16 protein-coding genes are annotated in these 23,903 nt (G+C 74.5%); 7 read left to right on the top strand and 9 right to left on the bottom strand.

The window, feature by feature from the left end; translation table 11 throughout:
• Positions 1-416: 416 nt before the first annotated feature.
• From ABD993_RS24905 to ABD993_RS24885, 5 genes are all read right to left on the bottom strand, one after another.
• Positions 417-1,574 (bottom strand): ROK family protein, encoded by a 1,158-nt coding sequence (locus ABD993_RS24905; RefSeq protein ID WP_345423180.1) that lies wholly within the window; start codon positions 1,572-1,574, stop codon positions 417-419.
• Complete coding sequence (locus tag ABD993_RS24900; RefSeq protein WP_345423177.1) at positions 1,571-3,019, bottom strand: sugar ABC transporter permease; 1,449 nt, start codon at positions 3,017-3,019, stop codon at positions 1,571-1,573. Before ABD993_RS24900 ends, ABD993_RS24905 begins: the two co-directional genes overlap by 4 nt.
• Positions 3,016-3,792 (bottom strand): ATP-binding cassette domain-containing protein, encoded by a 777-nt coding sequence (locus tag ABD993_RS24895; RefSeq protein WP_345423174.1) that lies wholly within the window; start codon positions 3,790-3,792, stop codon positions 3,016-3,018. The genes ABD993_RS24900 and ABD993_RS24895 overlap by 4 nt, the downstream gene beginning before the upstream one ends.
• A 64-nt stretch (positions 3,793-3,856) precedes the next feature.
• Positions 3,857-4,978 (bottom strand): sugar ABC transporter substrate-binding protein, encoded by a 1,122-nt coding sequence (locus tag ABD993_RS24890; RefSeq protein WP_345423171.1) that lies wholly within the window; start codon positions 4,976-4,978, stop codon positions 3,857-3,859.
• A gap of 420 nt (positions 4,979-5,398) precedes the next feature.
• Positions 5,399-6,304, bottom strand: coding sequence for an EamA family transporter (locus ABD993_RS24885; protein WP_345423169.1), 906 nt, complete (start codon positions 6,302-6,304; stop codon positions 5,399-5,401).
• A gap of 308 nt (positions 6,305-6,612) precedes the next feature.
• On the opposite strand from ABD993_RS24885, the gene ABD993_RS24880 reads away from it, so the two are divergent.
• The gene (locus tag ABD993_RS24880) at positions 6,613-6,795 is read left to right on the top strand and encodes a DUF7455 domain-containing protein (protein WP_246393840.1); all 183 of its coding nucleotides are present in this window, start codon (positions 6,613-6,615) and stop codon (positions 6,793-6,795) included.
• Positions 6,796-6,997: 202 nt separating this feature from the next.
• On the opposite strand, the gene ABD993_RS24875 is transcribed toward ABD993_RS24880, so the two are convergent.
• Positions 6,998-8,728, bottom strand: coding sequence for a DEAD/DEAH box helicase (locus ABD993_RS24875; protein WP_345423159.1), 1,731 nt, complete (start codon positions 8,726-8,728; stop codon positions 6,998-7,000).
• A gap of 123 nt (positions 8,729-8,851) precedes the next feature.
• On the opposite strand from ABD993_RS24875, the gene ABD993_RS24870 reads away from it, so the two are divergent.
• Positions 8,852-10,435, top strand: a complete 1,584-nt coding sequence (locus ABD993_RS24870) for a hypothetical protein (protein ID WP_345423156.1) — start codon at positions 8,852-8,854, stop codon at positions 10,433-10,435.
• Here ABD993_RS24870 and ABD993_RS24865 read toward each other — a convergent pair.
• The 3 genes from ABD993_RS24865 to ABD993_RS24855 all read right to left on the bottom strand — a co-directional run bounded on the left by ABD993_RS24865 (position 10,419) and on the right by ABD993_RS24855 (position 12,647).
• Positions 10,419-10,868, bottom strand: a complete 450-nt coding sequence (locus ABD993_RS24865; protein WP_345423153.1) for a universal stress protein — start codon at positions 10,866-10,868, stop codon at positions 10,419-10,421. The two genes, ABD993_RS24870 and ABD993_RS24865, sit on opposite strands and share 17 nt — an antisense overlap.
• Positions 10,865-12,136: an MFS transporter gene (locus ABD993_RS24860; RefSeq protein ID WP_345423150.1), complete on the bottom strand. Its 1,272-nt coding sequence runs from the start codon at positions 12,134-12,136 to the stop codon at positions 10,865-10,867. The genes ABD993_RS24865 and ABD993_RS24860 overlap by 4 nt, the downstream gene beginning before the upstream one ends.
• A 70-nt stretch (positions 12,137-12,206) precedes the next feature.
• The gene (locus tag ABD993_RS24855; RefSeq protein ID WP_345423147.1) at positions 12,207-12,647 is read right to left on the bottom strand and encodes a MarR family winged helix-turn-helix transcriptional regulator; all 441 of its coding nucleotides are present in this window, start codon (positions 12,645-12,647) and stop codon (positions 12,207-12,209) included.
• Between the two features lie 122 nt (positions 12,648-12,769).
• Between ABD993_RS24855 and ABD993_RS24850 the strand changes: the two genes are divergently transcribed.
• The 5 genes from ABD993_RS24850 to recD all read left to right on the top strand — a co-directional run bounded on the left by ABD993_RS24850 (position 12,770) and on the right by recD (position 23,886).
• Positions 12,770-13,222 carry a DUF6319 family protein gene (locus ABD993_RS24850; RefSeq protein WP_345423144.1) on the top strand — a complete coding sequence of 151 codons (453 nt, stop codon included), beginning with the start codon at positions 12,770-12,772 and terminating at the stop codon, positions 13,220-13,222.
• Complete coding sequence (locus tag ABD993_RS24845; RefSeq protein WP_345423141.1) at positions 13,219-14,775, top strand: SDR family NAD(P)-dependent oxidoreductase; 1,557 nt, start codon at positions 13,219-13,221, stop codon at positions 14,773-14,775. Before ABD993_RS24850 ends, ABD993_RS24845 begins: the two co-directional genes overlap by 4 nt.
• Positions 14,776-14,880: 105 nt before the next feature.
• Positions 14,881-18,198, top strand: a complete 3,318-nt coding sequence (gene recC, locus ABD993_RS24840; protein ID WP_345423137.1) for an exodeoxyribonuclease V subunit gamma — start codon at positions 14,881-14,883, stop codon at positions 18,196-18,198.
• A gap of 13 nt (positions 18,199-18,211) precedes the next feature.
• A complete protein-coding gene (locus tag ABD993_RS24835; protein WP_345423135.1) occupies positions 18,212-21,856 on the top strand; it encodes a UvrD-helicase domain-containing protein in 3,645 nt (1,214 codons plus the stop codon).
• Positions 21,853-23,886, top strand: coding sequence for an exodeoxyribonuclease V subunit alpha (gene recD / locus ABD993_RS24830; protein ID WP_345423133.1), 2,034 nt, complete (start codon positions 21,853-21,855; stop codon positions 23,884-23,886). The genes ABD993_RS24835 and recD overlap by 4 nt, the downstream gene beginning before the upstream one ends.
• Positions 23,887-23,903 lie beyond the last annotated feature (17 nt).

The raw sequence follows: 23,903 nt of genomic DNA, 5'->3' as shown, positions 1-23,903 counted from the left end.
GGGGGTGGCGCCTCGGGGTCTGCGCAGGCCTGCGGGATCGGCACCCGTGGTCTGGGCCCGCGGTACCGGAGAGCGGAGGCGGTGAGGTCGGATTCGGGGCGCGGTGAGGTCGGGCGCGGGGAGGTCGGGCGCGGTGAGGCAGGGCACGACGAGGCACGGCATGCCGGGGCTCCTCTCCGACGAGTGCGTCGATGCTCAGCCGTTCCGTGTTCGCCAGGGTGGTGTCGCCTCGGTGGCCCCCGGAGGGCGCAGTCCCTCACCAAGGACCAGCGCCCACCTGTCGAGCGAGCGCTCCCGGGAGTGCGCCAGCTCATGATCGCCGGTTGTGTGCTCTCACCGCTGCCCGGGCAACGCTGAGCGCACACAACCGGCGATCTTGCCGCGCCGACAGCACGAAACGCGCGACCGGCAGGAGCTCAGACCATCCCCAACACCGGCTCGAACGCCAGCTCCGCGGCACCGACGAGCTTCCCGTCCCGCCCCAGCGGCGAGACCTCGATCCGCGTCCCCCCACCGGCTCGGGAGACCAGACTCCGGGAATGCACCTCGTCGCGCACCCGATCGACCAACGCGTCGGGCAGGACGGCGAAGAGGTCCCCCAACACCACCATCTCCGGGGCGAGCAGGTTCACCGCCGTGACCAGGCCCGTGACCAGCCAGTCCCCCACCTCGGTGAGCAGGTCGATCCGGGACAGGCCGCGGAGCTCGGCGACCAGGACCCCGCGCGGGGTGTCCTCCGGGAGCCCCAGCGCACGGCAGAGCGCGGGCTCGCCGACCTCGGTCTCCCAGCAGCCCTGCTCGCCGCAGAAGCACGCCCGCCCGCCCGGCTTGACGATCATGTGCCCGATCTCGCCGACGTACCCGGTGCTCCCCCGCCACGGCATCCCGCCGACGATCACACCCCCGCCGACCCCCACGTCCGCGGACAGGTACAGCAGGTCCGAGACGTCCCGGGCCGCGCCGCGGACGTGCTCGGCGAGGGCGCCCAAGTCGCCGTCGTTGCCCACGGTCACCGGGCTGCCGAGGACCGCGGAGAGCCGGGCGCCGAGCGCGACCTCGCGCCAGCCGAGGTTGGGCGCCTCGTGGACGAGCCCGTCGGCGCGGCGGACGACGCCCGGCACCGACAGGCCCACCGACTGCTCGCGCACCGCCAGCTCGTCTCGCAGCAGCTGCGCGGACTCGGCGACGTGCGTGATCACCTCACCCGGCAGCCGGGTGGTGCGGTGCAGGTTCCAGCTGTGGCGGCCCAGGATCTGGCCGCCGATCCCGACCATCGCCATGGACACCTGGTCCACTCGGACGTCCACGGCCAACACGACCGCCGCGGACGCCTCGGGCAGTACCAGCAGCGACGGCCGCCCCGCACCCGAGCGCTGCGCGGGGACGGCCTCGGTCACCACCCCGGACTCGGCGAGCCCGTCGACGACCGCCTTGATCGTGCTGCGGTTGAGCCCCAGCTCGGTGGCCAGGGTCGCGCGGGTGCACGGCCCGTCCACGTGCAGCCTGCGCAGCAGCGCGGTGCGGTTGTGGCGACGGGCGTCGTCCGGCCGGGTCCCCGAGGTCGGAGCGGTCACCTGCCGGCGGCCGCCGACTTCCGACGGGACAGCACGTCCACCCCGGCAGCCAGCAGCAGGACCAGGCCGGTGATCACGAACACCACCGCCGCGGGCTGCTTGAGCAGACCCAGCCCGTTCTCGACGGTCGCGAGCACCGCGCCGCCGATCACCGCGTTGGACACCCGTCCCCGGCCGCCGAACAGCGACGTCCCGCCGATCACGGCCGCGCCGACCGCGAACAGCAGCGTGTTGCCGCCACCGGCCGCGGGCGAGACCGACCCGACCTTCGACGAGTAGACGATCGCGCCGATCGCCGCGAAGGCGGAGCTGATCACGAACACCGCCGCCCGGATCTTCACGACGTCGATGCCCGCCCGACGAGCCGCCTCGCGGTTGCCGCCGACGGCGTAGACGTGCCGCCCGAACCGCGTCCGGTCGAGGACGTAGGTCCCCAGCACCATGAGGACGAGGACGATCGGCACGACATAAGGAATACCCGAGATGCTGATCACCCCGGGACTCCGGTCCTGGGTGAGCAGGAACGTGGCCACCGCCCCGAGCACGACGACGGCGCCCACCTTCATCAGCACCAGCCCCGTCGGCTGCGCCACGAGCCCTTTGCTGAGCCGGTTGCGCTGCTGCGTCAGAGCGACGAGCGCGTACCCGCCCGCGGCCACGACGAACAGCAGCCAGGAGCCGAGGGTCGACAGGTTGCCGTTGGCCACCGCGTTGATCACCGGGTCGCGCAGGCCGAGCGTGCCGCCGTCCCCGATGAGCTGCAGGATCACGCCCTGCCAGGCGATGAACAGCGCCAGCGTGACGACGAAGCTCGGCATCCCGGTCCGCGCCACCAGGAACCCGGTGAGGCAGCCGACCGCGATGCCGACGCAGACCGCGAGCAGCATCTCGATCCACGGGTTCGCGGGCGTGCCTATCAACAACAGCAGGGCCCCCAAGGCGGCTCCCACCGTCCCCGGCCAGACCTTCACCCACGCCGCGAGCGCCGCGCAGATCAGCAGCCCCACGATGAAGAGCACGAACACGAAGCCGCCCATTGCCCCGAGCAGGTTCCCGCCGCTCACCAGGTGCAGCGCCATCAGCGCCGCCGCGAGGCCGGACGCGGTGCCCGCGGCGAGGTCGATCTCGCCGGTGAGCAGCACGAACACCAGGCCCATCGCGATGATGGTCCGGCCTGCGCCCTGCTGCAGCAGGTTCGCCAGGTTCAGCAGGCTGGGGAAGGTGCCGCCGGAGTCGAGGAGGGTGAACAGCACGAACAGCGCGGCCAGGCCGAGCAGTGCGGGCAGCGAGCCGAGCTCGCCGTTGCGGATGCCCTGGACGTAGGCGCGCAGCGCCTCGCTCGTGGTCCGGGCGGTGGTGTCGATGCCGAAGTCGGCGGAGCGGTTCCCCGGGTTCGCCTTCTCGGCGGCGGACTTCTCGGCTGCGGGCTTCTCTGGAGCGGTCACGCGCCCACGACCCCTTCCGGACGGGCGAGGCCCAGGTCCCCGGACCGGCCTGCGGTGATGAGCTCGACGACCTGGGAGTGCGTGACGTCGCGGGTGGGCACCTCGGCCACCATCCGGCCGAGGTAGAGGGTGGCGATCCGGTCGGCGACCTCGAAGACGTCCGCCATGTTGTGGCTGATCAGGACCACGCCGATGCCCTGTTCGGCGAGCCTGCGCACCAGGTCGAGCACCTGCCGGGTCTGGGCGACGCCCAGAGCCGCGGTGGGCTCGTCCAGCAGCACGACCCGGGAGTCCCAGAGCACCGCCTTGGCGATCGCGACGGTCTGCCGCTGCCCGCCGGAGAGCGACGCCACCGGGGTCCGCACGGAGGTGACCGTGCGGACCGACAGCGAGGCCAGGGTGCGCCGGGCGGCCTGCTCCATGTCCGCCTCGTCGAGCAGCCACGGCTTGCCGCGCTCCCGGCCGAGGAACATGTTCTGGACGATGTCGAGGTTGTCGGCCAGTGCGAGGTCCTGGTAGACGACCTCGATCCCGTGCTTCGCGGCGTCGGCGGGCGAGGTCATCGCCGTCGGCTCGCCGTCGAAGTAGATCTCGCCGCCGTCGATCGGGTGGATCCCGGCGACGCACTTGACCAGCGTCGACTTCCCCGCGCCGTTGTCGCCGACGAGGGCGGTCACCTCACCGGCGCGGACGGTGAGGTCGACGTCGTGCAGCACCTGGACCGCGCCGAAGCTCTTCGACACCTTCCGGAGCTGGAGGATGGGTTCGGACATGGGCCCCTCCAGGGGCGGGCGCGCGGCCTCCGAGGGTGGAAGGCCGCGCGCCCGGGATCGGGTGTTACTTGATGCCGGCCGCGTCGCAGGCGGCCTGCGTGGCGGCCACGCAGATCTCGCTCGCCTTGACGTAGCCCGCGTCCGTGACGACCTTGACGTTGTCCTTGGTCACCAGCTGCGGGGTGAGCAGCACGGACTTGACCTGGCGGTTGCCCTTCGGGTCGTCCACCTTCTGCGTGGCGGTCGAGTCCGCCGAGGCGGTGTCGCCCTTGGCGAGCGCGGCGGCCAGCTTGGCCGTGGCGTCCGCCTCCTCCTGGATCGGCTTGAACACCGTCATGTACTGGTCGCCGCGCAGGATGGCCTGCAGGCCGTCCGCCGTGGCGTCCTGGCCGGTGACCGCGACCTTGCCGTTGAGCCCGTACTTGGTGAGCACGGTCACCACGGCGCCCGCGAGGCCGTCGTTGGCCGCCACCACGCCGTTGACCTGCCCGCCGTTGCCGGTGAGCAGCTGCTCGAAGGTCGTGCCGCCGACCTGGTTGTCCCACTTGTCGATCTTCTGGGTGGCGACCAGCTTCAGCGCCCCGGAGTCGTACATCGGCTTCAGCACGGTCTGCTGGCCGTTGTAGAACAGCGTGGCGTTGTTGTCGGTCGGGGCGCCCTCGATCTCGATGACCTGCGCGCCCTGCTGCCCGGTGAGCGCCTGGGCCAGCCCCTGGCCCTGCAGCGCGCCGACCTTCACGTTGTCGAACGACACGTAGTAGTCGCTGGTGCCGCCGAGGTTGAGCCGGTCGTAGTCGATGACCGGGATGCCCTGGGCCTTCGCCTTGGCGGCGACGGCCGAGCCGCCGTCGCTGCTGATCGACGCGATGACCAGCACCTTCACCCCGGACGAGATCATCCCGTCGGCGAGGGTGGAGAACTTCTGCTCGTCGCCCTGCGCGTTCTGGATGTCCGGGTCCAGCCCGGCCGCGCGCATGGCCTTGTCGAGCATGGGCTTGTCGAAGCCCTCCCAGCGGGCCGAGCTGTCGGTCTCGGGCAGGATGACCCCGACCTTCACCCCGCCGCTCGTGCTCCCCGCGGTCGGCGCGGTGCCGCCGCTCGATCCGCCCGAGCTGTTCGCCCCGCATCCGGTCAGGGTGAGGGCGAGCCCCAGCCCGACCGCGACCGCAGCCTTCTGAATACGCATCCGCTCTCCCACGTCACTGTGGCCCGACGCGTTGAGCGCCGGATGAATGTTGTGGGCGACAACGTATGTCCCGGATCGCTGTGAGGTGAAGCATTCTGGATCGTGAAAGTTGCGGGACGATCATCACGATTCAGTCACGGAGCCGAGGGTTTGTTGCGAGCCCCGGCACCGGAAGCGCTTCTGACGGTCGCTCGGCCCGGCCGTGACCCGTCCGGTCACTGCGCCACTCGGCCGCGCGCCGAGCGGGTGAGCCTGGCCGGTGACTCCCGCGAACCCCGCGCCCGCGGCCTCCCCGGCGGGAGTGGGCCGCTCGGGGGAGTGCGCGCGGCCGCACTCGACCCCCGCGATGAACACGTTGCGAGCAGGCTCCACCCACCCGGGCGATCATCACTCGACCGCGTCGAGGTCGATCACTCAGCGTCACTCGGGCGGGTGGTGACCCTCCGTGACCTCGTTTCGGCGGACCGGGGTGCGGGCGACCTCCGGTGGCACGTCGCCGTCCCGGGTGCGCAGCAGCACGGCGACGACCACGAGCGCGATCCCGACCCCCTCGGCGGGCCCCGGGAGCTGCGCCAGCAGGAGCAGCCCGATCACGGTCGCGGTGGCCGGCAGCAGGGCCAGGAGCACGGCGAACCGGGCCCGCCCGACCCGGCGGAGCACCACCTGGTCCAGGCCGTACGGGACCACGCTGGACAGCACCCCGACCCCGACGGCGAGCAGTAGCACCCCCGGGTCGGCGAGCGGTGTGAGCCCCGCCGCACCCCGGAGGAACAGCACCGGGGAGCACAGCACGGCGGCCACGGTGAAGCCCACCGCCATGTCCTCGGCTCCGTTCCCGGCCGTCGCGACCCGCTTGCCGAGCACGATGTACGCGGCCCACATCGCCGCGGCCGCGAGCGCCCACAACACCCCCGACGGACTACCTGACCAGCGCACATCCGCGATGAGCGCCACCCCGCCGGCGGCCAGGACCACCGCCGCGACGTCCCGCGGGCGGCGGCTCGCCACGGCCGCCACCGCGACCGGCCCGCAGAACTCCAGCGCGACCGCCGTGCCGAGCGGGAGCCGGGCGATGGCCTCGTAGAACGCCGCGTTCATCAGGGCCGTGGCCACCCCGAACGGGACCGACCGACGCAGCCGTCGGTGACTCCATGCGATCTTCGGGGGGCGTACGGCCAGAAGGAGCAACACCCCTGCGCCCAAGATCCGTAACACCGCGACCGCGGCAGGCGACAACCGGTCGAACAGGCCGACCGCGAGGGCCGCCCCGACGTACATCGAGGCACCCCCGACGACGAAGAGGACGGGCGCCGGGACCCGGCGCATCACCTCTCCATACACGACTGCGCTCCGTAGTCGACAGGACCCGACTGTTTACACACGACACCTTGCGGTGTCACAAGGGGCACCGCATCATTCACTCGTAGTCAACTGAATCCGTGTTCGTCATCGGACCGCCACCAACGCGACGGTCACTCGTCCCACAGGGGTCGAAACGTGATTGTCGTCGCGACACGGGACGGGAACACGTGCAGGGGTGTCGAACGTCTGCAAGAGTGGGCGCACCGCGCGAGCGGTCGTCACAGCTAGCGGCACCGGGGACACCCGGTGTCAGACGGAGGGAGACCGCAGCTATGCAGCCTGGAACCCTGACCCGGCCCGAGTTGACCCTCGCCGACCGCTGTGACCGCTGTGGAGCGGCCGCAAAGGTTCGCGCCGTACTTCCGCGCGGTGGCGAGCTCCTGTTCTGCGGGCACCACGCCCGTGCCCACGCGGACAAGCTGCGTGAGCTCGAGGTGGACGTGCAGCAGGGCTGACGGGCCCCGGCCACTCCCCTGGCCGGATTCGAGAGCTTCATCGAGAGGGCGGGCGCCGGGAGGCGCCCGCCCTCTCGTGTGTCCGGGCCCCCGCTCCCACCGCACGAAAGTGCCGTTCGTGCAGGTCCAGGGGCTCACGCACAAAAGTGCCGTTTGTGCGGACCTACCGCACGAAAGTGCCGTTCGTGCAGGTCCGGGGGGGCTACCGCCAGCTGCGGATCGTCGCGATCCGCTCCTCCAGCTGCTCGATGCTCGCCATCGCAGTGGGCGGGCCGCCGCACTGCTTGCGGAGCTCGTTGTGGATCATGCCGTGCGGCTTCTTGGTGCGGTGGTTCTGCAGCGCGACCAGCGTGTTCAGCTCCTTGCGGAGCTTCTGGATGCGTTCGCGGACCGACATCTCGCGCGGCGCCTCGGGCACCGGGGGCGGGGTGGCGCGGGCGGCCGCGCCGGAGCGCGGGGAGCCCCGGTCCACCCAGTCCTGCTGGCGCTGCTGCAGCAGCGACCTGACCTGGTCCGGCTCCAGCAGGCCGGGCAGCCCGATGTAGTCCTCCTCGTCCGCGGAGAAGGAGGCACCGTCGTAGATGAGCTGGTCCAGCTCGGCGTCCGCGTGCAGGGCCGTGAAGGACTTCTCGTCCTCGCCCGGCTCGTCCTCCTGCCGGTTGGCGAGCATCAGCTCCTGGTCGTTCCACTCCTCCTTGGGCCGGTGCGGGGCTCCGAGGACGTGGTCGCGCTGCGCCTCCAGCTCGCTGGCCAGCCCCAGCAGCACGGGGACCGACGGCACGAACACCGACGCCGTCTCCCCCTGTCGCCGCGACCGCACGAACCGGCCGATGGCCTGCGCGAAGTACAGCGGGGTGGCGGCCGAGGTGGCGTAGACGCCCACGGCCAGCCGCGGCACGTCCACCCCCTCGGACACCATCCGGACCGCCACCATCCAGCGTTCCCTCGACTTCGAGAAGGCCTCGATCCGGTCCGACGAGCCGTGCTCGTCCGAGAGGATCAGCGCGGGCGGCGTCCCGGTGATCGTGGTGAGCAGGGCGGCGTACGCCCGGGCCGCGGTCTGGTCGGTGGCGATGACCAGCCCGCCCGCGTCGTCCATGCCGCCGTTGCGGTGGGCGGAGAGCCGCTTGTCGGCCGCGGCGAGCACGGCGGGCATCCACTCCCCCGCCGGGTCCAGCGCGGTGCGCCAGGCCATTCCCGTCTGTTCCTTGGTCATCGGCTCGCCGAGCCGGGCGCTGATCTCCTCGCCCGCGCTGGTGCGCCAGCTGGACGTGCCGGAGTAGGCCAGGAAGACCACCGGACGCACCACGCTGTCCGCGAGCGCGTCCGCGTAGCCGTAGGAGTGGTCCGAGCGGGACCGCAGTGCCCCCTCGGCGTCTCGCTGGTACTCGACGAACGGGATCGGGTTGTCGTCCGACCGGAAGGGCGTCCCGGTCAGCGCCAGGCGGCGCTCCGCGGGCTCGAACGCCAGCGCGATGCCCTCGCCCCAGGACTTCGCGTCCCCGGCGTGGTGGATCTCGTCCAGGATCACCAGCGTGCGCCGGTTCTCGGTGCGCGCGCGGTGTCGGGCCGGGTGGGTGGCCACACCGGCGTAGGTGATCGCGATCCCGTGGTAGTCCCGGGAGGTGCCGCCGAAGGAGGTGCGGAAGTCCGGGTCCAGCGCGATCCCGACGGCCGCCGCGGCCTGCGCCCACTGGTACTTCAGGTGCTCGGTCGGGGTGACGACCGTGATCGCCTCGATCGTCCGGTCCGCCAGCAGCTCGGCGGCCACACGCAGCGCGAAGGTGGTCTTCCCCGCGCCCGGGGTCGCGACCGCGAGGAAGTCCTGCGGCTTGGCGGCGAGGTACCGGGCGAGCGCCGACCGCTGCCAGGCACGCAGCGGGCGGGACGCCGGCGACAGTCCCTGAATCGGTACGGATTCCGCTTGCGTCACACGTCTCCCTGATGCCGATCCTCGTCCGAGGGCCGCCGATCAGGGTATCCGGCCCTCCGCCGTCGGCCTCCCGTGACCCGCCGCCTGCCGGCGCCGCCGGGACCTACCTGGGACGATCGCGGGGTGACCAGTCGCGCGGACGACGCCGCCCTCCCCCTCGACGAGCTCCTCGTCGACGGTTCGCTCGGATCCCGCGAGCGGCTGCTGCCCGTCGGACCCGCCGCCCGGGCGGCGTGGGCGGCGCTGCGCTCCCCCGCGGTCGCCGTCGGCCGTGCCGCCGGGCTGGCCGCCGACCTGGGCCGCATCACCCTCGGTGCCCGCCCCGCGGTCGCACGGGGGGACGATCCCCGCCACGCCGACGACGTCTGGGCGGACGACCCGCTGCTCTCCCGCCTGCTGCGGGCCCACCGCAGCGCCCGCGACACCGCGCTCGAGCTGGTCGACGACCTCGCGTCCGGGGCGGGTGGGTTCGACGACGCCGACGCCGACCGGCTGCGTTTCGCCGTCACCCGGCTGGCGGACCTGCTCGCCCCCGGAACGAACCCGTTCCTGCAGCCCAAGGCCCTGCGCGAGACCGCGCAGACCGGCGGGGTGAGCGCGGTCCGCACGCTGCGCGCCCTCGTCGAGGACCTGCGGTCCTCCCCCCGGGTGCCCGAGGGCAGGCCGCGGACGGTGGCCGGTGTCGACACGGCGACCGCGCCCGGCGCCGTCGTGCTGCGGACCCCGCGGTTCGAGCTGATCCAGTACCTGCCGACCACCGAGCGGGTGGACGAGGTCCCCGTGCTGGTCGTCCCGGGGTTCGTCAACCGCTTCCACCTGGTGGACCTGGCGCCGGACCACAGCCTGGTCCGACGGCTGGTGGCCGAGGGGCGCCAGGTGTTCGCCCTGTCCTGGGCCCCGGCGGAGGGCGGCCTGGAGCAGCACGCGGAGGCCCTGGCCGAGGCCGTGCGGGCCTGCACCCGGATCTGCCGGACCGACCGCGTCGTGCTGTTCGGACTGTCGACGGGCGGGCTGCTCGCCTCCGCCGTCGCCGCCCGCATCGACGGTGTCGCGGGCCTGGTGCTCGCGGGCACCACGCTGGGCCGCACGGGCCCCGCGGGGCGGGGTCCGGTGTCGGGCGACTCGCTGGTCGAGCTGCACGCGCTGCTCTGCCCGGAGGAGCTCGTCTGGCCCGCGTGGGAGCGCCGCTACCTGGACGCGCCGGGGTCGGTCGACCCGCTGCGGGCCTGGAACGTCGACGTGCGGGATGTCTCCGCCGCCCTGCACCGCGACCTCGGCCGCCTGCCGGAGCTGCGCGTGCTGGACGGCCCCGTCGACCCGGGCGCGGTGGCGGCCGAGGCGTACGTCGTCACCGGCACGACGGACCGGGTCGGCAGCTGGCAGGCGGTGTACCGGACCACCCAGCTGCTCGGCGGCAAGAGCCGGTTCGTGCTGGTCCCCGGCAGCACCGCGGCGGCGGTGGGCTACGACACGGCCTCGTTCCGCGTCGCCGACTCGGCCGTGTCGGCGGGCAACCCGGCGGACGCCGAGCGCTGGCGCGCGGCCTCGTCGGTCGTGCGCGGGGGCTGGTGGGCCGATCTGTCCGAGTGGCTCGGCGACCGCACCGGCGGGCGGGTCGACGCGCCCCCGGAGCTGGGTGGGCGGGGCTTCTACGCCCTCCACCCCGCCCCGGGGACCCATCTCCAGGGCACTACGGCACCACGGTGACCGGCCAGCGGCCCAGCTTCACCATCCGGGTCGCGACCGAGCCGTAGAGCCTGTGGCCCGCCTGGACGCTCGCCCCGACCAGCACCGCGTCCGCCCGCTCCCGTTCGGCGACCTGGGCCAGGATCGTGACCGGGTCGCCCGCCACCGACTCGAAGGCCGCGTCCACGCCGTGGTCGAGGGCGAGCCGCTCCACCTCGGTGCGCAGCTCCTCGAGCAGGGCGTCGGTCGCCGGGTCGACGACGGCGGTGGCCGCCAGGGGCATGGCCGTGGCGAAGGCCAGCGACGGGAGCCGGTCGGCGTACACCGCCACCACCCGGCCGCCCTGCCTGCGGGCCTGCCCGACGGCGTAGTGCAGGGCGTGCCAGGCGGTGTCCGACCCGTCGATCCCGACGACGATCGCCCGCGGCCCGTCGACGCCGTACTCGAAGCTCACCGCTGCACCCCGTGTCGCAGGGCGTCCTCGGCGAGGATCGCCTCCTCCTCGACCGCGGGGACCTCGGTGACAGCCTCCTCCGCCGCGGCGGAGGAGGCGGTCGCGTCGGCCTGCTCCAGGTCGCGGTGCACGGTCGTCAGCAACGCGACGCCCGCCAGCACGACCACCGCGGCGATCCAGAACGGCACGTGCACGTTCAGCCCGGCGGCCAGCAGCCCTGCGACGAACGGGGCGAGCCCGCCGCCGATGAACCGGACGAAGCCGTAGGTGGCGCTGGCGACGTTCCGCGGGACCGGCGAGATGCTCATGACCGCGGTCGTGACCAGCGTGTTGTTCAGCCCGACGAACGCGCCGGAGGCGATCACCGCGGCGATCACGGTGGGCACCGAGCCGGAGAACGTGCCGATCACCGCGAGGATGACCGCGATGCAGAGCAGCGAGCCGTAGAGCGTGCGGGCGGTGCCGAAGCGCCCCTTGAGCCAGGTCGCGCCGAACACCGCGAACAACGCCACGAGCAGGCCCCAGGCGAAGAAGACCGCCCCGAGCCGCAGCGCGGACAGGTTCATCAGGAACGGGGCGTACCCGAGCAGGGTGAAGAAGCCCCAGTTGTAGAGCAGCCCGACCAGGCTGGTGGTGCGCAGGCTGCGGTGCCTCAGCGCGGTCAGCGGCTCCGCGAGCCTGCTCTTCTCCGCGGGCGGTGGCGTCGTGTCGACGAACACGGCCGTGGCGACCAGCGCGACCAGCATCAGGACCGAGACCCCGAAGAACGGGCCGCGCCACGAGAGGGTGCCGAGGAGCCCGCCGAGCACCGGGCCGGTCGCGATGCCGATGCCCAACGCCGTCTCGTACAGCACGATCGCCCCGCCGAACCCGCCGCTGGCGGACCCGACGATCACGGCCAGACTGGTGGCGATGAACAGGGCGTTGCCGAGTCCCCAGCCCGCCCGGAACCCGACGATGCCGCCGATCCCGCCCGCGGCCCCCGCCGCCGCGGCGAAGACCACGATCAGCACCAGACCCGCGACCAGGGTGCGCTTGGGGCCGATGCGGCTGGACACCCAGCCGGTGACCAGCATCGCCAGCGCGGTGACCACGAGGTAGCTGGTGAACAGCAGCTCGACCTGGGTGTGGCCGGCGTCGAGCTGCTCGGCGAGGGCGGGCAGGATCGGGTCGACCAGGCCGATCCCCATGAAGGAGATCACACAGGCGAAGGCCACCGCCCAGACGGCCTTCGGTTGGCGGAACGTGCCTGCGGACGTGCTACTCACCGCTCTCCCTCGCTTCGCTCGGTCGGCGCTGCGCTCGGGCGCTGCGCTGATGGTTCGCTCGCAAGCTCGCTCACGGGAGGTTCCCCTCGGAGGTGGTGAGGGCGGCCAGGGCGCGCGTCGCGGCGAGCAGCGCGCGTCGGTCGTCGTCGGACAAGGTGGTGATGCGGTCGGCGACCAGGGCGGCGCGCCGGGCGTGCCGTTCGGTGATGTAGGCGCGGCCCTCGGGGGTGGCCGAGACGAGCGTGGCCCGCCCGTCCGCCGGATCCGGGGCCCGCCCCACGAGCCCGGCCGCCTCGAGCCGCCCGACGATCCCCGTCATCCCCGGCTGTGACGTGCGTTCCAGCGCGGCCAGCTCGGTGACCCGACGGGGCCCGTTGCGGTCCAGCTCGTCCAGGACGGACAGGGCGACGGTGTTCCACTCCGCGGTCCGCACCGACCGCCGGAGCCAGCTGGTCGTGCGCTCCAGCACCTCGGCGAGCTCGGCGACGTCCGCCGTGATCGTTCCGTTCACGCCGCCATTACATCACACACTTATATAAGTTTCCGATGTTCACCCGGTCCCGACAGGATCGAACACATGTTCTACAGTCACTCTTGAAGACCCGAGACCCGAGACGCGAGAAGAGGGAGTACGTGACCGCACCGACCCCGGACACCGCCGCCGCTCTGGACTCCGCCGTGCCCGCGGACACCGCCCGGCCCGCCGTCGCGGCGGACGGGACCCCCGTGACCTTCTCGGAGGCCGCCGCGACCGGTGAGCCCTCGCCCGAGAAGCGCAAGCGCGGGCGGCCGAAGGGCTCGACCTCGACCGCGCGCACCACCCGGGTCGTCGAGCTGACCCTCACGGTCAGCGGCAGCGCGGACGGCGAGTGGCAGGCCGAGCTCAAGCGCGGCGCGTCGTGGCTGGCCCGCGGCCTGCCGGTGTCGGTGGGCGCGGTGCTCAAAGCCGCCGCCGAGCTGCACCCGGAGATCAGCGGGCCGATCGAGGAGGTCGTCGCCGAGGCGCGTGCGGTCCGCGAGGCCAAGGTCGCCGAGCTGGAGGCCCAGCTGGAGCAGGCCAAGAAGGCCCTCGCCGAGCTCGAATGAGCGAGGTCACCACGCAGCGCGCGGACGAGGACGCGGTGAGCGGGATCGACCCGGCCGAGCTGGCCGTCGCCCTCAAGGTGCTCGCCCAGGTGGACGCGCTGGACCCCGAGCACCCGGACGCCGTCGCCGTCCGACGGGCCACCGCGCGCGTCTGGAAGTCGGTCAAGGCGCGGCGCAGGAGCGACCGCAGGCGGGCGGTGTCCGAGGCGGACGCCGCGGTGTTCGCCGCGACCGCCACCGCGGCCCCCGGACGGATCGACGACGAGACCGCGGGCATCCCGCTGGCCTCCGCCGCCGCCGGGGCGGTCGCGGGCACCCTGCTGCGCGCCCGCTCCTGCTACATGTGCAAGCAGCGCTACACCGTGGTGGACGCGTTCCACCACAACCTCTGTCCCTCGTGCGCGACCTCGAACCGCTCGCACCGAGACGCCCGCGCGGACCTCACCGGCCGCCGCGCGCTGCTCACCGGCGGCCGGGCGAAGATCGGGATGTACATCGCGCTGCGGCTGCTGCGAGACGGCGCGCACACCACGATCACCACCCGCTTCCCGCACGACGCCGTGCGCCGGTTCTCCGCGGTCCCGGACAGCGCCGACTGGCTGCACCGGCTGCGGGTCGTGGGCCTGGACCTGCGCGATCCCGCCCAGGTCGCCGCGCTGGCGGACGACGTCGCGGCGCAGGGCCCGCTGGACGTCCTGATCAACAACGCGGCGCAGACCGTGCGGCGCGCGGCCGGGTCGTACGCGGCGCTCGTCGAGGCCGAGCAGGAGCCGCTGCCCGCGGACACGGTCCCCGAGGTACTGGTGTTCTCGCACGCGAGCGACGCGCACCCGGCGGCGCTGGCCGGGGCGGTCCCGGCGCTCGGGGCAGTGGTGGCGACCGAGGAGGGCTCCGCGGTCGGGGTCCCGTCCGCCGCGGACCCGGCGGGCGTCCCGATCGCGGGTACGCCCGCCGAGCGGCTCGCCGCGCTGGCGATGACCGCCCGCAGCGCCTCGCCGGAGCGGATCGCGGCAGGCCTCGCGGTGGACGCGGGCGGGCTGCTGCCGGACACGGCGACGGTGAACAGCTGGGTGGCGAACGTCGAGGGCGTGGACCCGTTGGAGCTGCTCGAGGTCCAGCTCTGCAACCAGACGGCCCCGTTCATCCTGATCAGCAGGCTGCGGGCGATGTTGGCGGCGGGGGCGGCGCGCGCGGCGTCGCAGCGCTCGTACGTGGTGAACGTCAGCGCGATGGAGGGGGTGTTCGGGCGCGGGTACAAGGCGCCGGGGCACCCGCACACCAACATGGCGAAGGCCGCGCTGAACATGCTCACCCGCACGAGCGCGCAGGAGATGTTCGACGAGGACCGGATCCTGATGACCGCGGTGGACACGGGCTGGATCACCGACGAGCGCCCACACCACACCAAGCTCCGGCTCGCCGAGGAGGGCTTCCACGCCCCCCTCGACCTCGCCGACGGCGCCGCCCGGGTCTACGACCCCGTGGTCCGCGGCGAACGGGGCGAGGACCTCTACGGCGTCTTCCTCAAGGACTTCCACGTCTCGAGCTGGTGACCGGCCTCGGTCGCCGAGCCCCGACCACCCGAGTGACCCGGCGCCTGTGGACAACTCGGGAGGGGTGTCCCGGTCCTGTCGGAGCACGCGGCTAAGTTCACGATCGTGCTCCTGATCCACCGCGCCGAGCGGGCCGACGTGCTCGCCGCAGCCCTCGCCGAGGTCGTCGGCGGACCTGCGGCGGACCCGTTCGAGCCCGTGGTCGTCGCGGTCCCGGAGCGCGGCGTCGAGCGCTGGCTCCAGCACCGCCTCGCGCTGCGCCTCGGCACCACCACCAGCACCGACGGGGTGTGCGCGAACGTCCACTTCCCCTCCCCCGGCCAGATCCTCGCCGAGGCCGTGGACCAGGCGACCGGCACCGACCCGGACGCGGACCCCTGGCACCCCGCCCGCGCGGTCTGGCCCCTCCTCGAGGAGGTCGTCGCGGCCGTCGCGCACCCCGGCGCCACCTTCGCCGCCCTCGCCGCCCACCTCGGCGAGAGCTCCACCCGCACCTACGCCGTGGCCCGCAGGCTCTCGGACCTGTTCGCGAGCTACGCCGTGCACCGCCCGGACATGCTCCGCGCCTGGCACGCGGGCGAGGCTCACGACACCCCCGCGGACCTCCACTGGCAGGTCGAGCTGTGGCGCCGCCTCCGCGCCCGCATCGGCGTCCCCGGCCCGGCGGAGCGCCTCGCCGAGGCCGACCGCATCCTCCGCGCGGAGCCGCACCGCGCGGACCTCCCGCAGTCGCTGAGCGTCTTCGGCCCCACCCGGCTCGCGGCCGAACACCTCGCGGTCCTCGAGGCCCTGGCCGTGCACCGCGAGGTGCACCTCTGGCTCCCGCATCCCTCCCCCGCCCTCTGGGAGTCCCTGACGTGCGGCGGCGCGGCGATCCCGCGGGACGAGGACCGCTCCGCCGAGCTCGTCCGCAACCCACTGCTGGGCTCACTGGGGCGAGACGTCCGCGAGCTGCAGCTCCGCCTGCCCGCCGGCGCCGCGAGCGTCCACCACCCCGGTCCGCCTCCTCCGCCCACCCTGCTCGGCAGGCTCCAGGAGAACCTGCGCACCGACCGCGCCCCCGGCGGCGTCCTCCCCGAGCTGGACCCCGCGGACCGCAGCGTCGCGGTCCACGCCTGCCACGGGCCGGACCGCCAGGTCGAGGTGCTCCGCGAGATCGTGCTGGGCCTGCTCGCGGCGGACCCCACCCTCGAGCCGCGGGACGTCATCGTCATGTGCCCGGACATCGAGGCCTTCGCCCCGCTCATCTCCGCCTCCTTCGGCCTGGCCACCGACATCGAGGACGAGACCCACCCGGGGCACCGGCTGCGCGTCCGGCTGGCGGACCGCGCGCTGCGGCAGGCGAACCCGCTGCTGGGCACCGTGTCCGCGCTGCTGGAGCTGGCGGACTCGCGGGTCTCGTCGTCCCAGGTCCTGGACCTGGTGGGGTCGGGCCCGGTCCGCCGCCGCTTCCGCCTGGACGACGACGCGCTGGACCGCATCGGCGAGCTCGTCGTCCGCTCCGGCGTGCGCTGGGGGCTGGACGGCGACCACCGCCGCCCCTTCCGGCTGGACGGGTTCCCGCAGAACACCTGGGCGGCGGGCCTGGACCGGATGCTGCTCGGGGTGGCGATGGCGGAGCGGCCGGGCGAGCAGGGCTGGCTCGGCACCGCGCTCCCGCTGGACGACGTGGACTCGTCGGACGTCGACCTCGTCGGGTCGCTGGCCGAGATCCTCGACCGCCTCCGTACCGCGCTGGAGTCCCTCACCGGGCCCCAGCCGCTCACCGCCTGGGTGGACGCCCTGTCGGAGGGCCTGTCGGCGCTCACCGCGACCACCCTCACGGACGCCTGGCAGGACTCGCAGGCCCGCGCCGAGCTGGCCGAGGTGGTCCGGTCCGCCGGGCCGCAGGCGAGCACGGTGCCGCTGAGCCTGTCGGACGTGCGGGGCCTGCTCGCCGACCGGCTGCGCGGCCGCCCGAGCCGGGCGAACTTCCGCACCGGCACGCTGACCGTCGCCACCCTGGTGCCGATGCGCTCGGTCCCGCACCGGGTCGTCTGCCTGCTCGGGGTGGACGACGGTGTGTTCCCCCGCACCGGCGCGCCGGACGGGGACGACGTACTGGCCCGGGCCCCGCGGGTCGGCGAGCGGGACCCGCGCAGCGAGGACCGCCAGCTGCTGCTGGACGCGCTCACCGCGGCGACCGAACACCTCGTCGTCGTGCACTCGGGGATGAACGAGCGGACCGGGGCGCCCCGGCCGCCCGCGGTCCCCATCGGCGAGCTGCTCGACGCCGTGGACGCCACGGTCGCCACCGCGGACGGGCGACCGGCCGGCGAGGCGATCACCACGCGGCACCCGCTGCAGCCCTTCGACCCGCGGAACTTCCTGGTGCCCGCGCCGTTCAGCTTCGACCGCAACGGGTTGGACGGCGCCCGGGCCGCACAGGGCGAGCGCAGGCCCGTCCCGCCCTTCCTCGCCGGCCCGCTCGCCCCGGTCGCGGGATCGGACACCGTGGAGCTGGACGAGCTGGTCCGCTTCCTGGAACACCCCATGAAGGCGTTCCTGCGGCAGCGGGTGGGGATGGTGCCGCGCTCGGAGGACTCCGAGCCGGGGGACGCGCTCCCCGTCGCGCTGACCGGCCTGGACGAGTGGGCCGTCGGGGATCGGATGCTGCGGGACCGGCTCGCCGGGGCGGAGGCGGACCACACCGCCGCGGCCGAGTGGCGGCGCGGGGAGCTGCCGCCCGGTTCGCTGGGCGGGGCCGTGCTGACGAAGGTCGCCGCGGCCGTCGAGCCGCTGGTCGAGGCGAGCCGGGAGCTGCGCACGGGAGAGCCGGTGTCGCTGGACGTCGCCGCCGAGCTGCCGTCACCGGTGGAGTACGCCGGTGTGGAGGAGCAGGCGGGCGCCGCGGGGCTCCGGGTGGTGGGCACGGTCGCCGGGATCCACGGGCGCACGCTGGTCACGGTCGAGTACTCGCGGCTCTCGGCGAAGCACCGGCTGCGGGCCTGGGCCCGGCTGCTCGCGCTCACCGTGACCCGGCCCGGGACCGAGTGGCGCGCCGTCACCCTCGGCCGGGGGTCCGGCGGCTCGATGCGCTCGTCGCTGCGGCCGGTCGCGGTCGAGGAGGCGCGCGCGGCGCTCGCCGACCTGGTCGCGCTGCACCGGGCCGGACTGCGCGAGCCGCTGCCGCTCTCGCAGGGCTGCGCGCTGGCCTACGCGAAGGCGCGCAGGCTCACCACCGGCATCCGGGACGCCGAGGCCGCCGCCGAGCGGGAGTGGCGGTTCGAGGCCGAGGACGAGTCGGTCATCGCGGTGCTGGGCGCGAACCCCCGGTTCACGGACCTGCTGCGCGAGCGCACCGGGGACGAGTCCCGGTTCGGCTCCCTGGCCGACCGGATCTGGAGCCCCCTGCTGGACGCCGAGCACCTGGAGGCCCTGTGACCGAGGAGACGCGGTGACCCAGGCGCTGCTCACCACGCCGCAGTTCGCGGTCGACGGGCCGCTGCCCGAGGGCACCACGGTGCTCGAGGCCAGCGCGGGCACCGGGAAGACGTACACGATCGCCGCCCTGGCCACCCGGTACGTCGCCGAGGGGGTCGTGCTCCCGCGGCTGATGCTGGTCACCTTCGGCAGGGAGGCCACCCAGGAGCTGCGGGAACGGGTCCGGGAGCGGCTCGGGGAGACCGAGCGCGGGCTCGCGAGCGGGGTGCCGTCGGCGGACCCGGTGACCGCGCTGCTTCAGCGGGACCCCGCGCGCGTGCCCCTGTACCGCGCCCGGCTGCGCGCCGCGCTCGCCCAGTTCGACGCGGCCACCATCGCCACCACCCACCAGTTCTGCCAGCAGATGCTCGCCGGGCTGGGGGTGGCGGGCGACAGCGACCCGGACGCCGAGTTCGTCGAGCACACCGACGACCTGGTCACCGAGGTCGTGGACGACTTCTACGTGCGCAAGTACGCCGCCCGTGGGGCGGACGCGCCGCTGTTCAGCCGGGACGAGGCGCTGGCGCTGGCCCGCCGCGCGGTCGGGGACCCGCAGGCCCGGCTCGAGCCCGAGGGCGCCGCACCCGGGTCGGTCGCGCAGGTCCGGCACAGCTTCGCCCAGGCCGTCCGCGGCGAGGTGGACCGGCGCAAGCGCGCGCGGCGGCTGTTCAGCTACGACGACATGCTCACCCGGCTCGCGGGTGCCCTGCGGGACGAGGTGCGCGGGGACGCCGCCCGGGCCCGACTGCAGGACCGCTACGACGTGGTGCTGGTGGACGAGTTCCAGGACACCGACCCGATCCAGTGGGAGATCCTGGAGCGGGCCTTCCACGGCCACGTCACGCTCGTGCTGATCGGGGACCCGAAGCAGGCCATCTACGCGTTCCGCGGCGCGGACGTCGTGTCCTACCTGCAGGCGGTCCGCGAGGCCACGGTGCACACCCTCGGCACCAACTTCCGCACGGACGAGGCGCTGCTCGAGTCGCTGGACGGCGTGTTCGGCTCGGCGTCGGGCGAGGGGGTGGCGCTGGGCAGTGACCAGATCGTCGTCCGGCGGGTGGAGCCGCACCACACGGCGAGACGACTGAGCGTCGCAGCAGCGTCCCACTCGGACGAGCCGTTCCGGGTGCGGGTGGTCGACCGGGACCGGATCGGGCCGCTGACCGGGCGCAAGCTCGGCCGGGCGGCGAAGGCGCGCGAGGTCGTCGCGGAGGATGTCGCCGCCGACATCGCCGTCCTGCTGGACTCCGGTGCACGGATCGAGGACCGGGACCTGCGAGCCGGGGACGTCGCGGTGCTGGTCCGCACCAACGCGCAGGGCCTGCTCGTGCTACAGGCCCTGACCGCGGCCGGGGTGTCGGCGGTGCTCACCGGCACCACCAGCGTGTTCACCACCGAGGCGGCGGCCGAGTGGCTCACCCTGCTGGAGGCCGTCGAACAGCCGCAGCGGACCACCCGGCTGCGGGCGGCGGCGCTGACCTGCTTCGTCGGGCACACGGTCGAGGAGCTGTGCGGCGAGCGGGCCGAGGAGCTGATCGACGCGCTCGGCGCCGACCTGCGCGCCTGGCACACGGTGCTCGCCGAGCGGGGGGTCGCGGCGCTGCTCGAGGCCGTCACCACGCGGACCCGGCTGCCCGCGCGGCTGCTCGGGCTGCGGGAGGGCGACCGGCGGCTCACGGACGTCCGACACATCGGCCAGGTGCTGCACGGGGCCTCCCTGGAGCGCCATCTCGGGCCGTCGGCGCTGGTCGAGTGGCTGCGACACCGCATGGCGGACGCCGAGCGGGACACCACCACCGAGCGATCGCGCCGGCTGGAGTCGGACAAGGACGCGGTGCAGATCGTCACCGTGCACCGCAGCAAGGGCCTGGAGTTCCCGGTCGTCTACGTGCCGTTCGGCTGGGACCGCTGGGTCAACGAGAAGGCGGACGTGCTGCTGGCCCACGACGATCTCGGCACCCGCGTGCTGGACGTCGGCGGTCCGTTGGGTCCGGACCGGGGACCGCGGCTGCAGCGGCACCTGGAGGAGGAGTCCGGCGAGGACCTGCGGCTGATGTACGTCGCGCTGACCCGGGCGAAGTGCCAGGTGGTGGCCTGGTGGGCGCCGTCGACGACCACGCCGTCCTCGGCGTTGCACCGGTTGCTGATCGGCCGTCCCGCGGCGGGCACGGTCCCGTCCGCGGCCTACAGGGTCCCGTCGGACGCGGCGGCCCTGGAGCTGCTGCGCTCGGTCCCCGGGATCGCGGTGGAGACCCTGTCGGACCGCACCCCGGCGCCCCGTCCGGCGCCCGCCGAGGCGCCGCCGGAGCTCGCGGTCGCCCGGTTCGCCCGCACGCTGGACTCGGCCTGGCGCCGCACGTCCTACTCCGCCCTGACGGCCGAGGCGCACGGCAGCCACACCGCCTCCGGCGCGGACGCGGTCGCCGGCGTCGGCTCGGAGCCGGAGTCCGCGAGCAAGGACGACGAGGCCGAGCTGGAGGCACCCGAGGTCGACTCGGGCATCGGGGCGGACGTGCCCTCCCCGATGGCGGACCTCCCGCTGGGCACCGGGTTCGGCACGCTGGTGCACGCCGTGTTCGAGCACCTGGACCCCACCGCGCCGGACCTGGCCGCCGAGCTGCGGGCACGGGTGGACGAGGAGCTGGCCCGCCAGCCCGCCGAGATCGACCCCGCCGCGCTGGCGGCGGCGCTGGTCCCGGTCGTGGAGACGCCGCTGGGGCCGATCGCGGGCGGGCGGGCGCTGCGGGAGATCAGCCCCCGGGACCGGCTCGCCGAGCTGGACTTCGAGATGCCGCTCGCGGGTGGGGACACCCCGGCGGGCCGGGTCACCCTGGGCGACCTGGCGCCGGTCCTGCGCCGGTACCTCCCGGCGGACGACCCGCTGGTCGGCTACCCGGACCTGCTCGCCGCCCCCGGGCTCGCCGACCAGCCGCTGCGCGGGTATCTGACCGGCTCGATCGACGCCGTGCTGCGGGTGGACGGCCGCTACGTCGTGGTGGACTACAAGACGAACTGGCTGGGTCCGTCCGGGCCCGGCGGACGCGAACCGCTCACGGCCGCGCACTACGCCCCGCCGGTCCTGGCCGCGGCGATGCAGGCGGCGCACTATCCCCTGCAGTCCCTGCTCTACGCCGTGGCCCTGCACCGCTTCCTGCGCTGGCGGCTCGCGGACTACTCCCCCGCCCGGCACCTCGGCGGCACCCTCTACCTGTTCCTGCGCGGGATGTGCGGCCCGGACACCCCCCGGATCGACGGCACCCCCTGCGGCGTCTTCGGCTGGCGCCCACCCGCGGGCCTGGTCGAGGCCCTCTCCAGCCTCCTCGACGGCACTCCCCACGAGTCCGACACCCCAGCACCCGACTCCGACCCCCCGGCACCCGAGCCCGACACCCCCGCGCCCGAGTCGGGCGTGGAACCGTCGCGCAGTCCGGGGGCGGAGGACGACGATGCGGGTGGGGGCGCGGTCGACGCGCTGGATCTCGATCTCCCCGACCCGCCCGCCGAGTCCGCTCCGCGGCGGTCGGGGACTGCGGAGCCGCGGGGACGCAGGACCCCGCCGCCCGCACCCCCCGACGAGCCGGGGCTGTTCGACCTCGACGAGCTGGGAGGTGCCGGGTGACCGTCTCGGTGTCCACGAACCCCGCCGCCCCCGATCGCGACCCCTACGACCTGCGCACCGCCCGCACCGCCACCGGGCTGCTCGCGGCGTTCAACACCGCGGGCGTGCTCACGGCGGCGGACGTGCACGTCGCGACCCGGCTGGGGCGGCTCGGCGGGGACCCGGCCGGGGAGCCGGAGGAGGTGCTGCTCGCCGTCGCGCTGACCGTGCGCGCGATCCGCAACGGGTCCGTCTGCGTGGACCTCGCCGCGCTCGACCACACGGTGCTCGGCGAGGGCGAGGAGTCGGTGGACGTCGCGGCCCTCCCCTGGCCCGAACCCGCCGCCTGGCTCGCGGCGGTCGAGCGCAGCCCGCTCGTCGGCATCGGCACCGAGGTCCCGGCGGGCCGGCCGCTGCGGCTGGTCCCGGTCGGTGGCCCCCACGGACCCGCGCACGGCGCCGCGCCGGGAGCGGGCCACGGCGCCGGTCGCACCCTGCTGTATCTCGACCGCTACTGGGCCGAGGAGGAGCTGGTCCGCCGCGAGCTGCGGGACCGGGCCGCGGCCGAGCAGCCCGTCGTCGACCCGGTGCGGCTCGGCGCCGCCCTCGCCCGCCTGTTCGACCGATCCCCCACCGCGCCCGCCACACCCACAGGCCCCGCCACCGAGGACAACGCCGCCGAGGGCACCGACCTCCAGCGCCTCGCGGCGGCGGTCGCGGCGCTCCGCAGGGTCACCGTCCTCGCGGGCGGGCCCGGGACCGGGAAGACCACGACCGTCGCGCGGCTGATCGCGCTGCTCCACGACCTGCACGCGGGGCCCACCCCCCTGCGGGTCGCGCTCGTCGCGCCCACCGGGAAGGCGGCGGCGCGGCTGGGCGAGTCCGTCGGCCACCACACCGCCGAGCTGCCCGCCGAGGACCGCGCGCGGGTCGGCACGCCGAGTGCGTCCACGATCCACCGGCTGCTCGGTCGGCGGCCCGGCTCGTCGAGCAGGTTCCGGCACGACCGCGCGAACCGCCTCCCGCACGACGTCGTGGTCGTCGACGAGACCTCGATGGTCTCCCTCACCCTGATGGCCCGGCTGCTCGAGGCGGTCCGCCCGGACGCCCGGCTGGTCCTCGTGGGCGACCCGGACCAGCTCGCCTCCGTCGAGGCCGGCGCGGTGCTGGGCGATCTCGCGCGGGCGACCGGTACCCCGGAACCCGCCCTCGACCGGCAGCTCAGGAGCATCGGCGCGCTCGCGCCCGGCGACCCCCCGGTGATCCACGGCGTGGTCACCCTGACCCACACCTGGCGCTTCCGCGGCGGCATCGCCGCGTTCGCCGACGCCGTCCAGCGGGGGGCGGCGGACGAGGCCGTCGCGCTGCTCCGCGCCGGGCACGGGGACCTGCTCTTCGTCGAGTCGGACCTGGAGGTCCGCGAACCGGCGGGGCTGGAGGGGCTGCGGGCGGACGTCGTCGAGGCCTCCCGCGCGCTGATCGAGGCCGCCGCGGCCGGGCGCACGGCCGACGCGCTGACCGAGCTGGACCGGCACCGGCTGCTGTGCGCGCACCGCCGGGGTCCGTTCGGCGTCACCCGCTGGGCCCAGGAGGTGGAGCGCTGGCTCGCCGTCGCCCACCCCGGGTTCGACGAGCCCGCTCCCGGCGAACGGCCGAGCCCCTGGTGGCCGGGGCGTCCGTTGCTGGTCACGGGCAACGACTACGACCTGGGCCTCTACAACGGAGACACCGGCGTCGTGGTTCGGGAGCACGGCGTGCTGCGCGCGGTGTTCGGCCGCCCGGCCGCCCCGCAGTCCTTCGCCCCGGCCCGGGTGGGCGGGGTGCAGACGGTGCACGCGATGACCGTGCACCGTAGCCAGGGCAGCCAGTTCCAGCACGTCACCGTGGTGCTGCCGCCGCCGGAGTCCCCGCTGCTCACCCGCGAGCTTCTCTACACCGCGGTCACCCGCGCGCAGCAGGTCGTCCGCCTCGTCGGAGGCGAGGACGCGGTGCGCGCGGCGATCGCCCGCCCGGTCAGCCGGGCCAGCGGACTGCGAGAGCGCATGAGCTGACCGCTCTCAGCGAAACG

This window comes from Pseudonocardia xishanensis (assembly GCF_039541715.1).
Classification (GTDB): Bacteria; Actinomycetota; Actinomycetes; order Mycobacteriales; family Pseudonocardiaceae; genus Pseudonocardia; species Pseudonocardia xishanensis.
This window is presented reverse-complemented; position numbering and strand designations above follow the sequence as displayed.